14 protein-coding genes are annotated in these 15,724 nt (G+C 63.6%); 8 read left to right on the top strand and 6 right to left on the bottom strand.

Annotated elements, in window-relative coordinates; genetic code table 11:
* Positions 1 to 33: 33 nt before the first annotated feature.
* The 4 genes from CH306_RS16855 (at position 34) to CH306_RS16835 (ending at position 3,008) form a co-directional block, all read left to right on the top strand.
* On the top strand, positions 34 to 498 hold the full coding sequence (locus CH306_RS16855; RefSeq protein WP_094647241.1) for a nucleoside deaminase: 465 nt from the start codon (positions 34 to 36) through the stop codon (positions 496 to 498).
* Positions 499 to 610: 112 nt separating this feature from the next.
* The gene (locus CH306_RS16850; RefSeq protein WP_256981188.1) at positions 611 to 925 is read left to right on the top strand and encodes a cytosine permease; all 315 of its coding nucleotides are present in this window, start codon (positions 611 to 613) and stop codon (positions 923 to 925) included.
* A gap of 94 nt (positions 926 to 1,019) precedes the next feature.
* Complete coding sequence (locus CH306_RS16845; protein WP_094647239.1) at positions 1,020 to 2,201, top strand: TRAFAC clade GTPase domain-containing protein; 1,182 nt, start codon at positions 1,020 to 1,022, stop codon at positions 2,199 to 2,201.
* 429 nt (positions 2,202 to 2,630) lie between these two features.
* Positions 2,631 to 3,008 carry a DUF6941 family protein gene (locus tag CH306_RS16835; RefSeq protein WP_094647236.1) on the top strand — a complete coding sequence of 126 codons (378 nt, stop codon included), beginning with the start codon at positions 2,631 to 2,633 and terminating at the stop codon, positions 3,006 to 3,008.
* 2 nt (positions 3,009 to 3,010) lie between these two features.
* Here CH306_RS16835 and CH306_RS16830 read toward each other — a convergent pair whose 3' ends face one another.
* The 6 genes from CH306_RS16830 to CH306_RS16805 form a co-directional block, all read right to left on the bottom strand.
* The gene (locus CH306_RS16830; protein ID WP_094647234.1) at positions 3,011 to 3,844 is read right to left on the bottom strand and encodes an HpcH/HpaI aldolase/citrate lyase family protein; all 834 of its coding nucleotides are present in this window, start codon (positions 3,842 to 3,844) and stop codon (positions 3,011 to 3,013) included.
* On the bottom strand, positions 3,841 to 5,004 hold the full coding sequence (locus tag CH306_RS16825) for an acyl-CoA dehydrogenase family protein (protein ID WP_032395011.1): 1,164 nt from the start codon (positions 5,002 to 5,004) through the stop codon (positions 3,841 to 3,843). Before CH306_RS16825 ends, CH306_RS16830 begins: the two co-directional genes overlap by 4 nt.
* Before the next feature lie 39 nt (positions 5,005 to 5,043).
* Positions 5,044 to 6,414, bottom strand: coding sequence for an MmgE/PrpD family protein (locus CH306_RS16820; protein ID WP_094647232.1), 1,371 nt, complete (start codon positions 6,412 to 6,414; stop codon positions 5,044 to 5,046).
* The gene (locus CH306_RS16815) at positions 6,411 to 7,628 is read right to left on the bottom strand and encodes a CaiB/BaiF CoA transferase family protein (protein ID WP_094647230.1); all 1,218 of its coding nucleotides are present in this window, start codon (positions 7,626 to 7,628) and stop codon (positions 6,411 to 6,413) included. Before CH306_RS16815 ends, CH306_RS16820 begins: the two co-directional genes overlap by 4 nt.
* Positions 7,625 to 8,188 carry a MaoC family dehydratase gene (locus CH306_RS16810; RefSeq protein WP_094647228.1) on the bottom strand — a complete coding sequence of 188 codons (564 nt, stop codon included), beginning with the start codon at positions 8,186 to 8,188 and terminating at the stop codon, positions 7,625 to 7,627. The genes CH306_RS16815 and CH306_RS16810 overlap by 4 nt, the downstream gene beginning before the upstream one ends.
* Positions 8,189 to 8,319: 131 nt before the next feature.
* Complete coding sequence (locus tag CH306_RS16805) at positions 8,320 to 9,054, bottom strand: FadR/GntR family transcriptional regulator (RefSeq protein ID WP_094647378.1); 735 nt, start codon at positions 9,052 to 9,054, stop codon at positions 8,320 to 8,322.
* Between the two features lie 313 nt (positions 9,055 to 9,367).
* On the opposite strand from CH306_RS16805, the gene CH306_RS16800 reads away from it, so the two are divergent.
* From CH306_RS16800 to CH306_RS16785, 4 genes are all read left to right on the top strand, one after another.
* Complete coding sequence (locus CH306_RS16800) at positions 9,368 to 11,449, top strand: hydantoinase/oxoprolinase family protein (protein WP_094647226.1); 2,082 nt, start codon at positions 9,368 to 9,370, stop codon at positions 11,447 to 11,449.
* Complete coding sequence (locus CH306_RS16795) at positions 11,446 to 13,263, top strand: hydantoinase B/oxoprolinase family protein (protein WP_094647224.1); 1,818 nt, start codon at positions 11,446 to 11,448, stop codon at positions 13,261 to 13,263. Before CH306_RS16800 ends, CH306_RS16795 begins: the two co-directional genes overlap by 4 nt.
* Positions 13,260 to 14,468, top strand: a complete 1,209-nt coding sequence (locus tag CH306_RS16790) for an amidase (RefSeq protein ID WP_306436747.1) — start codon at positions 13,260 to 13,262, stop codon at positions 14,466 to 14,468. Before CH306_RS16795 ends, CH306_RS16790 begins: the two co-directional genes overlap by 4 nt.
* A 173-nt stretch (positions 14,469 to 14,641) precedes the next feature.
* On the top strand, positions 14,642 to 15,658 hold the full coding sequence (locus CH306_RS16785; protein ID WP_094647220.1) for an ABC transporter substrate-binding protein: 1,017 nt from the start codon (positions 14,642 to 14,644) through the stop codon (positions 15,656 to 15,658).
* Positions 15,659 to 15,724 lie beyond the last annotated feature (66 nt).

The following is a 15,724-nucleotide window of genomic DNA, read 5'->3' as shown; positions in this document are numbered from 1 at the left end:
ACGTTCGTAGTTCGTAGTCACCTAGGAGGAACCTTGACCGATCCCGCACGCAACGATGAGTACTTCCTCGGACTCGCACTGGAGCAAGCACAGATCGGCTGGGAAGAAGGCGGCGTTCCGATCGGCGCGGCACTCGTCCACGACGGTGATGTGCTCGCAGTGGGCCGGAACCGCCGTGTGCAGATGGACAGCGCAATCCGTCATGGAGAAACCGACTGTATCGAGCGAGCGGGCCGACTGCCGGCTTCGGTGTACCGCAACTCTGTCCTGTACACCACCTTGTCTCCGTGCTTCATGTGCGCGGGAACCGCTCTGCTGTACGAGATTCCTCGGATCGTCGTCGGTGAGAACCGCTCATTCGAGGCATCGGAAAGCTTGCTACGCGAGCATGGGGTTCAGGTCGACGTCCTCGACGACGCTGAATGTGTGCGAGTGATGGAACGCATGTTGGCGGAGCGACCGGGCCTGTGGCTCGAAGACATCGGCGAAGAGGCATGAGCGGCAGAGCTAACCAGGAACCCACTCGTGCCGTCGCCGAGGACCCGGTCGACCTCGACTATCCCGTAACGCCGGTACCCCGCAGTGCCCACAAGCCGTTCTTCTCGTTGCCATGGTGCTGCTGGGGTTCACGATCTTCACACCGACGATGCTTGCCGGCGCTGCACTCGGCACCGCGTTCACGTTCTGCAAGCTGATCTTGGTGATTGCCGCCGGGTCGGCCATTTTGGGTGCCTACGTCGCCATGATGGGATTTGCCGGTGCTCGAACGGGTTTGACGACCGTACTCATGGCGCGGTACAGCTTCGGCACTCGCGGATCGAAGCTCGCGTCGCTACTACTCGGCGGCACACAAGTGGGGTGGTACGGCGTCATCATCGGTACCATCGGCGAGCTCACCTCGCAGGCGTTGGGCTGGGAACCGTAGGCATCCCGTAGTTCGGGCCGGGCTCAACTGTGGTGAACTGTCGCGCGACCAGCCAACTACTAGCCCGCCACAGGTCGTGTTATAACGTCCTGGCATGGCCAAGTTCCCCAAAGTTCGAGAGCAGCACATCGCCGTCTTCGGTGAGAGCGGGTCGGGCAAGACCGTTCTTGTTTCGTCGTTTTTCGGCCCGACCCAGGAGGGGTCCTACAAGAACGATCTTTGGGATCTCGTTGCTGATGATGTCGGCCAAGGGGTTCGCCTCTACAAGAACTTCCTTGGCATGAAGAACAAGGCCTCTGCGCCAATGGCCACCCGTTTCAAGAACACGACCTACTATTTCTCGGTCAAACTCAAAGGCGGAGACAACGACGCAGCCAAGAAGAGGCCGTTCGATGTCCTCAGGCTGGCGTGGCACGACTACCCAGGAGAGTGGTTCGAAGAGGAGCCCGGCAGCGCGGCAGAACACGACCGGCGTACCGACACTTTCCGTTCTCTGCTCAGGTCCGACGTCGCAATTCTGCTGGTGGACGGCCAGAAATTACTCGATCACCGCGGCGAAGAACAGCTGTATCTCAAGTCACTGATGTTCAACTTCCGTCAAGGGCTTCTGCGACTCAAGAATGACCTGCTCGAGGACGGGCCCATCGTCGAGTTCCCGCGAATCTGGATCCTGGCCCTGTCGAAAGCTGACCTGTTGCCAGACTGGGACGTCCACACTTTTCGCGACCTGGTAATCCTCGAGGCCGCCGAGGACGTCGAACACCTTCGATCAACCATCGCCGAATTCATCGAGACTCCGGCAGCCTTATCTATCGGTGAAGACTTCATGCTGCTCTCGTCCGCCAAATTCGAGCTCAAGTCCGATGATCCGCAGCCGGTCGACATCGACCTGACGAAACGCGTCGGTCTCGATCTCATCCTCCCGGTGGCATCTCTCCTCCCGCTGGAACGTCGCGTGCAGTGGCAGCAGAAGTTCAATATCCCTTTCAAGGTGCTCGAATCGCTCGCCGACGGAGCCGAGTTGCTCGCAGCCGGCCTAGCCGATAAAAAATTCGGGCCGATCGAAAAGATGTTGGCCGCAGCGGGCACGAAAGGCAAGATCGCGGCCATGGCGCTGCCGATCGTGGGAGAAGCGGTCAAGTTGGTAGGACCGAAACTCAAGGAGATGAACGAGCAGGCGCGGGCGAAGCACGACTATCTGAGAGCGACTCTGACGCAGTTTAAGCTCGATCTCGAGCAGGGCGTCAACGACAAAGTGATCAGGAACCCGAAGTGAGTAGCAATCCCGCGCATTCGGAGGGCTTGATCTGGGCCACTCGGGGTCGGACCTGGGGTTTTCGGTTCCTTCTCGATGCAGGGCAGAGCGATCCGCTCCCGGCCTACGAACGGGCTTTCGGAGACCTCTCAGACGCACCGACCGCGTGGCACCGCCAGAACGAGGAAGTCGCGCTGCGCATTCCAGATCCGCTCGGGCGTCGCGATTCAGCAGGTCGTGTGATTCCCCACGAGTTCGTCCTCTTCGGCGACCTCGCCACTACTGTCGACTCCGTGGAAGACGGCCTGAAAATAGTGTGGCCGTTAGTGTCTGAGATGTACGCAGCGGTCTGGGAAACCCCTAATCCATCGAACGACTGATCCCTCCCCACACATCGTGAAAATTCGTGCGTCCGAGGCCAGTGTCGATCGAAAGAGGTAGCCGAAGCAGATGATCATCACCGGATTGTTCTTCGCCGAGTACGCGCGAGTCAGCGAAGACATGCTCGACATTCTCGGCGGCGTCTGGGATACCTGCACGGTCCCGCGCGACACCCGCATGCTCGAATGCCGCCTGGTCGCGCTACTGCAGACCGGGCCCGACGACATCGGCAAGGACTTCCCGGCGTCTCTCGAAGTGCTCGACGCCAACGGCGAACACATCGTGAATCAACGGGGCCTGCAGATCCCCGGCACCGGCTTCACCGGCGAGAACCGCTTCTGGTTTCTGCCGATGCAGATGGTGTTCCGCGACGAAGGACGACACAACTTCATCCTCAGCGCCGGTGGGGCCACAGCGAGCGTCGGGCTTCATATCGTCTTCGGCTGACGTCAGCTGCCGATCGCGGACCGCGCAGCAGCACGCTCGACCACTCGTCGAGCGGTTCGGGCAACGGCCTCGTCGATCAGAAATCCTTTGCTGTCCACGGCCACACCGGACTCCGCACGTTCGAGGTCGGCCAACATCTCCTCGGCCTCACGCACCTCGTTCTCCGAGGGCACGAAGACCCTTCGCACCGGTGCGAGTTGGGCCGGATGGATACACGCACGACCGACGAAACCGAGACCGGCCAAGGCACGAGTATCGGCCTCGAATGCATCGGCGTCTCTGAAGTTTCGAGACACCGCTGCGGGAGGCGGATCGATTCCGCCCGCCACGCTGGCTGCCACCACCTGAGCGCGCACGAACGACAGTGACTCCGCCGAGCCGTCGACGCCCAGATCGGCGGCGAGGTCCACCTCACCGATCTGAAGAAACTTGACCCGAGGCGCACGGGCAATCTCCAGAGCGGCGAACACTCCGGCGGCCGTCTCGATCAGAGGCGAGACCACCGCGCTACTGTCGCCCAGAAGAGCGTCGGCCTGCTCGATCTCGCGAGCAGACGACACCTTCGGCAGCCAGATGCCGGTCAGGTTCGGATGCAACACTGCACGAATATCATCCTCCTGCAACGGCCCTGGGTTCACCCGCACCCAGATCTGGACGTCACCCGGTTCGCAGGAAGCAACCCACTCGGCCACCGTCGCCCGCGCATGGTCCTTGTTCGCCGCGGTGACGGCGTCCTCGAGGTCCAACACCACCGCGTCCGTGCCCGATGCCAGTGCCTTGTCGAAGCGCTCCGGCACATCCCCGGGAACGTAGAGGTACGTCAGAGCCGACCTCATCCGATCACTCCCGTACCCGCGACGAGGGACTTCGCGATGACGGTGCGCATGATGTCGTTGGTGCCCTCGCCGATGGCCATCAGCGGTGCGTCGCGGTAGAGGCGCTCGACGACGAACTCGGTCGAGTAGCCGTAGCCCCCGTGAATGCGCATGGCCTCGAGGCTGGCTGTGATGGCCGCCTCGGAGGCGAAGTACTTCGCCATGCCGGCTTCCATGTCGACGCGCTTACCCGAATCCGCCTGTGATGCAGCCCAGTACGTCATCAGGCGCGCAGCCTGCAGCTGGGTCGCGATGTCGGCGATCTTGAGCTGAATGGCCTGGAACTCGGCGATGGGCTGACCGAATGCGGTGCGCTGCTTCGCATATTCGAGGGCAGCGTCGTAGGCGGCCTGAGCGATGCCGACACTGCGTCCGGCGATGTTGAGACGGCCGATCTCGAGACCGGACAGTGCCTGCTGCAGACCACGACCCTCGACGCCGCCGAGCAGAGCATCGACGGGAACGCGCACATCGGTGAAGGTGATCTCACACGATTCGGTGCCCTTGTATCCGAGCTTGCCCATGTCGCGCTGCACCTCGAAACCGTCGGTGGTGGTGTCGATCAGCAGCAGCGACATGCCCTTGTGCGCGGGGGTCGTGGTGGTGTCGGTCTTGACCAGTACCGGAAGCACATTCGCGTGTCGCGCGTTGGTGATCCACGTCTTGGCACCGTTGACGACGTAGTGGTCGCCGTCGCGCTTGGCGGTGGTCTTGATTCCCTGTAGATCGGTTCCGGCTCCGGGCTCGGTCAGGCCGACTCCCGTGCGCCATTCACCGGACGCGAGCTTGGGCAGCAGCGTCTTCTTCTGCTCCTCGGTGCCGTGCTTGCCGATCATCCAGCAGGAGAGGTTGTGGCTGCCGAGAATCCCGGCGACGCCCATCCATCCCCGGGCCAGCTCCTCGTAGACCAGGGTGAACGAGACCTTGTCCAGGTCGAGGCCGCCGTACTCCTCCGGCGTCGTGATCCCGAACAGGCCCATGGCCTTCATGTGCTCGACGATCTCGGTGGGGTACCGACCCGTCTTCTCCCACTCGTTGGCTACCGGGATGATTTCCTTGTCGACGAAGGTGCGCAACGCTTTACGGAATGCCATCTGCTGTTCGTCGTACGTGAAGTCCATGATGATGTCCTGTCGATTGGGGTGTCGTCGATCAAAGTGTCACGGTGCCGGCGCGATGGCTGCGGCGAGATCGAGAATGGCGGTCAGGTCGGTTTCGTCGACCAATCCGAGGATGCGGTCGGACAGCTCGGCGGCACGAGAGTCGTTGCCGCAGTTGCCGAGAAACTTTTCCAGCAGACGGTCGTCGCTCAGGGGGAATCCAGCGGATCCCTGACTACCGCCGACGGAGGCGTCGAGCACTCGTCCGTCGGTGAGCGTGAGAACCGCCCTGCCCGACGCGGCCGCCGCGGGAACCTCGGACGGTAGGTTCGTCACCCGCACCTTGCGGGCAGTGACGAGGACGTTCTCACGTGCGATGGATTCGTCGGTGTAGGTCGAGACGGTGATCGCTCCATCGTGCAGCAACGCCGCCACACTCCACGGCAGGTCGAACTTGCCGTCGTAGGTACTGCGCGGTGAGGCGACCCCGGTGTTCGGTCCGCAGACGAACGGGCTCGAATCGGGGTGAACGAACACCTCGATGTCGGCGACATCGCTCGCGTGAACGTCTGTGTCGCCGAGGGCTTCCGACACTGCATCGAGTGTGACGTGCATCAGCTGGCAACTCGGGTACGGCTTGATGCCGATTCGAGTCGCTTCCCATCGCGAGCCGAGCCCCTCGGTCAGTGCCGCGAAATTCGTCGGCCGGTCGGTCAACGCAGCGTAGATTCCGCGTCGACCTTCCAGAACCGACGAGGGCCCGGTTGCACCGGCGGCGGCGAGTCGCGCGGCCAGAACACCGTTCATGCTCGCCGATCCCGGATGCAGAGCCTTGGTGTCGGCATCGGTATCGAGAAACTCGAGCAGTCCCGAACTCGACGACCCGGCGATCCCCAGGGCATTGACTAACGTCTCGGTGTCGAACTTCGAGAGGTGACCGGCAACGAGTGCGGCCGTCAACGGACCCACCGCTGCCGTGGCGTGCACTCCCCGGGCATGAAATCCGTGTGGACTGACTTCACCGAGACGACAGGCGGTTTCCAGGCCCAGCGCGGCGGCAGTCAGCACGTCGGCTCCCGAGGCCGACACCTGCTGCCCCACTGCGAAGGCCGCGGGAAGAGATACGGCCGTCGCATGGACCAGAGCGCCCGCGTGCGTGTCGTCGAAGTCCAGGGCGTGCAACATCACTCCGGTCGCGAACGCTGCCGCCGGTGCCGACAACCCGCGTGCACCGGTGAGCGGACGGGCTTCCGGCGGTCCGCCGAGAGAATCGGCCACCGTCCAACCGGCCCGGCCATAGCCCAACCGTTGCGCTGCAATGGCATTGCCGACGCCGTCGAGCAGGTGACGCGCGGCGGCGTGCCGGACGCCCTCGGACAGATCGGCGACGGTGACACCGGATGCCCACTCCGCCAGGATCGTCGAGGTCACGCCCGCACCTCGTCCTTCGCCGTTCCGAAGGCTCCCTCCGCCTTCAGTTGTGCGACGCGTTCGTCGTCGTAGCCCAGTTGGTCGCGCATGATGTCGTCGAAATGCTCGTTGCGCTGCGGCGCTCGGCGGTACTGCTTGGCCTCGGAACCGAAGTTCACCGGGGACGCGACCTGACGCACGGTGTTGTACACCGGATGTTCGGTCTCGACGACGAGATTGCGTGCGAGCGTGTGCGGTTCGGTCAGTGCGTGCTCGACGTCATTGATCGGCCCGGTAGGCACCCCGGCCGGGCCGAGCTTCGAGAGCCAGTGCTCGACGGTGTTCGTGGCGAACACCTCTTCCAGGATCGGCAGGAGCACGTCCTGGTTCTTGCCACGCAACGAGAAGTTGGTGAACCGCGGATCGGCACCGAGGTCCGGGCGATCGATGGCGACGACGAGTCGGTCCCAGAACTTCTCTTTGGCGCAGCCGACGATGAGCCATCCGTCCGTTGCCTCGAAGGCCTGGAACGGAACCAAGGACGGGTGAGCGGAATTCTTCGTGCGGATCGGCTCGAAGCCAGCGTTGAGATGCCACGTCGCGGGATACGTGAGCAGAGACATCGCAGTGTCGTACAGCGAGACGTCGCAGTCACCGCCGATGCCGTCACGCCGGGCTGCGTGCAATCCCGACAGCAGCGAAATGGCGGCGACGAATCCACCGGAGTAATCGACCAGCGACAGACCGGATTTGGTGGGCGGGCCGTCCGGGTCGCCGGTGACGCTCATCCAGCCGGCGAGACCTTGCAGAATGTAGTCGTAGCCGGGCTCTTTCGCGCGCGGGCCGGTCATACCGAAGCCGGTGAGGCTGCAGCACACGATCGCGGGATTGAGGTGCTTGAGCTGGTCGTAGGTGATGCCGATCTTCTCGGGCACGTCACCGCGGAGGTTGGAGTAGACGGCGTCGCTGGTGCGGACGAGGTCCTCGAACACCGCTCGCCCGCTCGGTGTCGAAAGATCGAGGGAGAGAGACCGTTTGTTGCGGTTGAAGCTCTCGAAGAACAGCGAGTCCTCGCCCTCGTTGTACGGAGGGACGTAGCGTCCGACGTCGCCGCCCACGCTGGGGTCCTCGATCTTGATGACATCCGCGCCGAGGTCGGCCAGATGCAGGCTGCCGAACGGGCCTGCGCCGTACTGCTCGAGGGAGATGATGCGGACGTCTTCCAGTGGCCTCATGCGTCGGAATCCTTCGTCTTCAGTTCGATGTCGGCGGGAAGTTCGAGCGGGCCGTTCTGTGCTTCGGGGAAGTAGTTCTGCCCGATGCCACTGTCGCGGGTGGCGACCATGACCGAGCGCTTCCACGAAATGACCTCGGCACCATCTTGATTGAGGCCTCGGGTGATCATCGAGACGATGCCGGCGTAGGGCCGAGACTTGGACTTACGCAGCCCCGTGCAGATGCTCTCGGCGTACAGGGTGTCGCCGGCGTAGACCGGGTGGGACATCTTGATGTCGGTGAACGCGAGGTTCGAGATCGCGTTCTGACTCATGTCGATCACCGAAAGACCCAGTACCACAGACACGGTCAGGCCCGAGTTGACGATGACCTTCCCATCGGTGATCGGGTTCTGTGATGCCAGATGCGCGTTGAAGTGGTTCTGGTTCGTGTTGAGCGACAGCAGCGTCACCCAGGTGTTGTCGGTCTCCGAGATCGTCCGTCCGAAGGGGTGCTGGTAGACGTCCCCCACGGTGTAGTCGTCGAAGAAGCGCCCCAGAACGGCCGGATGGATTGCCACCGTGTCTCCTCGTGTCAGTTTGGCGAGTGCCTTACCTAGACCATAAACATCAGATGTTTACGGCGTCAAGGGTTCGCGGAAACCGGTAATCGGCAGACATCACCTGAATCGACTCGATAAAGAGCAGATGTTTATGGGTTTCGGAGTCGATCCATCTGCCGGTAGGAGTCACCGAGGTGGTCGAGATGCTTACGCATCAGGTCCATGGCCGCCATCGAATCACCGGCTTCGACCACGTCGAGCAGTCCCCGGTGATCGCTGTCGACGCACTGCCAAAAGCCCTCCGGTGCGTGATCGCGACCGAATCGGCCGGACAGGACACGGAAGACGGGAGCGGTGATGAGCTCGAGCAGTGGGTTGTGGGCTGCGCGAAGCAAGACGAGGTGGAATTCCTGGTTCTTCGCGAAGGTCTCGGGTCCCTGCACGTCGTTGGGGTCGAAGATCGTCGCGTTGAGCTGCTCGAGATGCTCGTCGGTGCGGCGGAACGCAGCGATGCCGGCTGCGGGCACCTCCATGAGGTTGCGCACTTCCATGAGCTGATCGACGGTGACGGTCTCGGCGGCGGCCATCAGCGCCACACCGGTTTCCAGGTGCTCGCTGATGTGTCCGACACTGGGGACAGCGACGAAGCTTCCCCCGGTCACTCCCCTGGTGGTCTCGATCAGATTCTGGCTGGCCAGGGACCGAAGGGCTTCACGGATGGTGCTGCGTCCTACGCCGAATTCGGCGGTGAGCTCGGCCTCGCCGGGAAGTCGTTCTCCTGGTTGCAGCTCACCGGACAGAATGCGACCGCGAAGATGGCCGGCCAGAACCGCATACGCGGGGACGCTCTTGGTAGTGGCCTTGAGCGATGCCGGTTCGGCCACGACTTCCCCCTGATGCTCGACTGGTTCTGCTGACCGATCGGTACCGGTCGGCACGAGCTTAGCTTGGCCGATGCTCCAGGATGCGAAGATCGCCGCCCCGTATACATCCGCTTTTTAGCGCAGATGCGTGCGCTCGAGCACAGACTTCGCCGCACATTTGGACAAAGCCGACGCAATACATCAGAGGTATTGCTTTTCCGGCGCATCATCAGCACTATGACTCATGTCACCACAGCGGTGATCCCACTACTTCGTACCAACAGGCGGAGCACGCCTTCCCGCTCCACTCGGGCACCGACAGAACGGACGCAGCATGAAACGCATTGGAGTCGACGTCGGCGGCACGTTCACCGACCTCGTCCTGTGGGACGACGACGGCACGGTGGTCGTCCACAAGACCCCGTCGACCAATCACGACCCATCGATCGGCACGATGGACGGAATCAAGGTCCTCGCCGAACGCGCCGGGATCGACCCGTCCGACATCGACATGTTCTTCCACGGCACCACCGTGGCCACCAACATCGTGCTCGAGCACAACGGCTGCGACGTCGGCATGATCACCACCGAGGGTTTCCGCGACCTGCTGCACATCGCGCGCAAGAAGCGTCCCCTCAATTACTCGAACTACCAGGATCTTCCGTGGCAGAAATGGCAGCTGGTTCCGCGTCGCAACCGTCGTGTGGTCCCGGAACGCATCGACGCCGCAGGTAATGTCCTGACCCCGCTCGACGACGATGCTGTGCGCGAACAGGTTCGACTGCTGCGTGAGCGCGGTGTGCAGGCAATCGCCGTCGCGTTCCTGCACGCGTACCGCAACCCCACGCACGAGCAGCGTGTCCGAGCCATCATCGAGGAGGAGTTCCCCGGCGTCTTCATCTCCCTCTCCAGCGAAGTCGCGCCGCAATATCGCGAGTACGAACGCTTTTCGACCGCAGCACTGAACGCCTTCATCGGACCGAAAACCTCGAAGTACATCGAGAATCTGGCCGGCAAGGCGAAGGCGGCACAGGTCGGGGAGGACGTCCACCTCATGACCTCCGCCGGCGGACTCGTCACCTCGCGCAGCGCCAGCGAAATCCCGGTCTCGCTGCTCACCAGTGGCGTGGTCGCCGGACTGCTCGGTGGTTGCGCCATCGGTAAGGCGTCCGGATACCCCAGTGTCATCACCCTCGACGTCGGCGGAACCTCCGCGGACGTCGGAGTGGCACCGGACGGCGCGCTACGCATGAAGCATCTCCTCGACACCCGAATCGGCGACTACCACGCGATGGTGCCGATGGCCGAGGTCGACACCATCGGTGCCGGAGGCGGATCCATCGCCGTGGTCGACGACGGGGGCATGTTCCGCGTCGGACCGCGCAGTGCAGGAGCCATTCCCGGCCCGGCCTGTTACGGACACGGCGGCACCGAACCGACATCCACCGACGCCATGGTGATGATGGGATGGCTACGCGAGAAGAGCTTCCTGTCCGGAACAATGGAAGTACAGCCGGAATTGGCGCGCGAAGCCATTCAGACCCATATCGCCGACAAGCTCGACACCCCGCTCGACGACGCCGCGATGGGCATCTTCAAGATCCTCGCCCATTCTATGACCGAGGCCATCAGCCTGCACTCGGTGCGCAAAGGCTATGACCCGCGCGATTTCTCACTGATCGCCGAAGGTGGGGCCGGTCCGCTGTTCGCCTGGCAGATCGCGGACCAGCTCGGCATTCCTCGCGTGATAGTGCCCGGTCACCCCGGCATCACCTCCGCCGTGGGCCTGCTCACCACCGACATCCGCTACGAGGAGCCGACGACGGTGTGGACGTCGTCCGCCGATCCGAACATCGAACTGCTGCAGGAGCAGATCGAGCGCCTGTCGGCGCTCGCCGTCGCGCAGCTCGAGAAGGACGGTGTTGCGGCGGAGAACATTTCGCTCGAACGCAGCGTCGACTGCCGCTACGTCGGTCAGGGTTACGAATTGCGCGTCGCCGCACCGGACGGTGAGATCGACGACGTGTGGGTCAAGACCGTCGCCGAGGCATTCCACGACGTGCACGGACGCACCTACTCGCAGCGGTTCGACGACAAGCCCGTTCAGCTGATCAACGTGCGCGTCACCGGCGTCGGCGCGGTCCCCCACGTCCAGATCGCCGACATCGAGGTGGGCACCGCCGACTCCTCGGCTGCGATCAAGGCGACCACGCAGGCGCTGTTCTGGCAGGACGACACGTCCGCGCCCCAGTGGGTGGAGACTCCGGTCTTCGAGCGGTCGCTGTTGCTGGCGAACAACGAGATTCACGGCCCTGCGATCGTCGAGCAGTTCGATTCCACCACCATCATCGGCATGAATCAGCACGCCAGCGTCGACGCCGTCGGCCACATCATCATCGAGAGGAACCCCGCATGAGCAAGGCGCTGATGCCCACCACCGGAGTGTCACTGGCGGGCGAGTCCACTCGAACCTGGAACGACGTCGAGGTCGACCCCATCACACTGCGCGTCATCGGCGGAGCACTGCAGTCGATGGCCAAAGAGATGGCCCAGGTGCTCTACCGCATGGCGTACTCCTCGCTCATCCGCGAGTCCGAGGACCTCGGCGCGGGCATCTTCGACATCAACGGACGCGAACTGTGCGAGTCGGATTCGACTCCGATGCACTGCGGTTCGATCCCGGCGTACATCAAGGGCGTCAACCGTCGCCTGGCGGGAACCTACAAGCCCGGTGACGTGGTGCTGCACAACCATCCCTACCACGGAGCGGCGCACTCCCCCGATTACGGCGTGATCATCCCTATCTTCTGGCAGGGCGAACACATCGGCTTCGCCGGATGCACCGGGCACGTGTCCGATGTCGGCGGCAACTTCCCCGGCCTGTGCATGGACGTCGTCGACGTCTGGGCCGAGGGCAAGCTGATGGACTCGATGAAGATCTACGAGGCCGGAGTCCGCAACGACTACCTCATTCAGCACATCCTCGACAACGTCCGGACCCCCGAGCAGAACCGCGGCGACCTCGAAGCGTTGATCGCCTGCTCGCGCATCGGCGAGAAGCGATTCACCGAGCTGCTCGAGAAGTACGGCCTCGATACCGTCATGAGTGCGGGTGAGCGGTGGATGGACTACTCCGAGTCCATGCTGCGCAACAAGATTCGCGAGATTCCGGACGGCAGCTACACCGCCCCCATCGGATACCTCGACGACGACGGCAAGAACCGCGGCGAGCCGTTGAAGGTGGCCGTGCGGGTGCAGGTCGAGGGCGAGGACATCCTCATCGACCTCACCGGCTCGAACAGCCAGGTGCCGACCGCATTCAACGTCCCCTTCGAGGGTTCGGTTCTGCCGGTGGCCGTCTCGGCCATTCGGACGATTCTGCTCGACGAGGACCTGACCGAGGAGTTCGTTCCCCAGAACGACGGGTGCTTCCGGCCCGTCAAGGCCTATGCCCCCGAGGGAACGATCTTCAATCCGGACTTCCCCGCGTCGTGCTTCGCGCGGTTCTCTCAGGTCAACCGAGTGTTCGACTCGATCAATCTGGCTCTGGCACCGGTGCTTCCGGAACACGCTATCGCGGGGTCGTCCGCCGCGCTGTGCGCCATCGCCTACTCCGGCATCGCGCCGGACGGCGAATCCTATTGGGTCTACATCGAGATCAACGAGGGCTCGTACGGCGGCCGCAACGGTAAGGACGGGATGGACGCCGTCGATGCCCTGATGGCCAACACCCGCAACAACCCGATCGAGGAACTCGAACTCAATCACGCCATGCGTGCGTTGCGCTACGAATTGCGCGACGAAGCTCCAGCGCCGGGCAAGTGGCGCGGCGGTATCGGCAGTGTGCGCAAGTGGTTGATGGAGACCGATACGTTCCTCGGTTCCGAGGCCGACAACCGATCGGATCCGCCGGCCGGAGCGCTCGGTGGACACAACGGTGTGTCCGGCTCGTTCACCAGGAACGCCGGCACCGACCGCGAGGAAGTGTTGTACTCCAAGGTCACTCAGGAGACGATTCGCTCCGGTGAGACGCTGGAGATCAAACTGCCCTCGGGCGGTGGCTTCGGAAACCCGTTCGAGCGTGACCCCTTCCAGGTGCTCAGCGACGTCTGGGACGAGTACCTCACCGAGGACGACGCTCGACGCGACTACGGTGTGGTCGTGAACACCGATTCGTGGACGGTCGACGAGGACGCGACGGCTGAGCTGCGCGCCCGGAGCGCGGCCTGATCGAGGACGGGACCTTCGGCGGTGTCGTCCGGTGGATCGACGACCGGAACGACACCCCGGGGCCCCTGTCCGGCCTGCGCATCGGCGTCAAGGACAACATCGACGTGGCCGGCGTCGAGACCACCTGCGCGTCGGAGTTCTTCGAGCACAAAGTTGCCAACGCTGATGCCGAGGTCGTCACCCGCCTGCGGTACGCAGGCGGGTCGGTGGTCGCGAAACTGAACATGGCCGAGTTCGCCGTCGGCGTCACCTCCCAGAACTCGGCCGCCGGACCGTCGTACAACCCGTGGAATCGCACTCGGGTGCCCGGCGGATCGAGTGGCGGCTCAGGGATTGCCGTGGCCGCCGGATCGGTCGACGGGTCCCTGGGCACCGACACCGGCGGGTCGGTGCGCCTCCCCTCCGCGGCGTGCGGAATCACCGGTCTACGCCCGAGTTGGGGATCGATCAGCAACGACGGTGTGTTCCCGGTGAGCGAGCAATTCGACACCGTCGGCCCGATGGCGCGGTCGGTCGCAGAGGTCAGGGCTCTGTTCGACGTCCTGTCCTCCAGCCCGTCCGAATCGCTGGCTGTGACACGCATCGGGGTGCCCAGCGTGTTCCTCACCGCCGACGTGGACCCCGGCGTCGCGCAGACCGTCGCGAGTGCCGTGCGCACGTTCGCCGACCTGGGGTACGAGATCGTCCCCATCGAACTGGGGCATGCAGCCGATGCTCAGGACATCGTCTACACGATCGTCTACAGCGACCTCGCTCGCTGCCATCGGCACCGACTCGACACCGAGCCTTCCCGCTTCCAACCCGCGACCTTGGAGCGAATAGCGCTGGGCCTGAGCATCTCCGAGTCCGAGCGTGCCCGTGCACTCGGTGGCCGCGAACGATTCCTCGAGGCGATGACCGCCACGTTCGATGCAGTGGACGTGGTGCTGACCCCGGCAATGCCGGTCGATGTTCCCCCGAGGGACGGAGGCGACGACGTGGTCGTTCTCTCGCGACGGATGGGACAATTCACCTACCCGTGGTCGTTGCACGACGGCCCGACGCTGGCTCTGCCGGTCGGCTTCCACCCGGCCTCGGGCATGCCGGTGGGAGCGCAACTCACCGCTGCGGCGCACCGTGAGGGTGCCTTGTTCGACTTGGGCGAGCACTATCAGTCGACAACCGGCTGGCATCGCGCGAAACCGCTAAATACATCAGATCTTTAACGAGATTCGTCGAAGTCTATTCGCCATTTGTCTCGATTTACCTCGTCTTGACGCCCTAAACATCTTATGTTTAGCTAGGAGTAGCTGTTACGTACGTCTCACTACAGGTGTGCGTGCGACAGCCGACACTCCCACTTCGGCATCGTCACGCCGATCAGTAAGCGAGGACGCAGATGCATTTACGCCGAATCACCTCGATCATGACAGCTGCGGCGCTGTCGGGCGCGCTCGTGGCGTGCGGATCGAATCCCGGCCCCGACGCGGACCCTGCCAACCCGGTCACGATCGACGTCACCGTGTCGGCAGCGGCCGAAATCTACAGCATCCCTTGGCTTGTCGCGCAGCAGCAAGGACTGTTCGAGAAGCACGGTGTGATCGTGGAGAACATCGTTCCGGGCAAGGGCGGCAGCGCGACCATGCGCACACTCCTCGACGGCAACATCCCCATCGGTGAGGTCAGCTACCCGTCGATCGTGCAGGCCGACGCGGCCGGCTCCGAACTGCGCATCGTCGGCGGCGGCACCCAGGGGCCGTACCCGATGAACTTCTACGCGCTCGCTTCCAACCCGAACATCAACACCATCGAGGACGTGCGCCGCTGGGCCTACACCCGCCCCAACTCTGCGTCCGACGCCCTCACCCGCCTCATTCCCTCTCTCGCAGGCGTCGACCCGGGGCGGATCGAGCGCGTTGCCTCCGGCGGAATCGGTGAAGGCTTCGCACTACTCGAAGCCGGCAACGTCGACATCGCCCTCGTCCCCTCCATCGTCGCCGAACAGCGACCCGAGGACTTCAAGCTGATCGTCAGCAGCCCCGACTACATGTCCCGGTTCTTGCAGTCGACGATCACCACGACCAAGGACTACGCCGCGAGCAACCCCGGCGTCGTACGAGCCATCAACGCCGGCTACACCGAGGCGGTGGCATCGATCGAGGCCGATCCCGTTGCAGCCGCGCGGATCTACGCGAACTACACCGGGTTCGACGTGGAATCGGCCACCGCGGTCGTCAAGCGTGCATCCTCTGTCGGCACGTGGGGCGGCGGGTTCGATCCCGCATCCGTCCTGTCCGCGCAGGACGGTGTCGAAGCGTCGGGCAGCGATCGCGAACCCGATTTCTGCACCCTGTTCCACCCGGAATTCCTCGCCGAGGGGGTCGCAGACGACTTGCCCGGTGACTGCGACTCCTGACATCAAATCCCCCCACCAGAAGGTAGCGACGTGACTCACGCAGCGACTCGACCCCGACCCGACACC

Origin of the sequence: Rhodococcus sp. 15-725-2-2b (assembly GCF_002259075.1) — a bacterium.
Classification (GTDB): Bacteria; Actinomycetota; Actinomycetes; order Mycobacteriales; family Mycobacteriaceae; genus Rhodococcoides.
The sequence above is the reverse complement of the archived record's forward strand: the minus strand, read 5'-3'. Positions and strand labels throughout refer to the sequence as shown.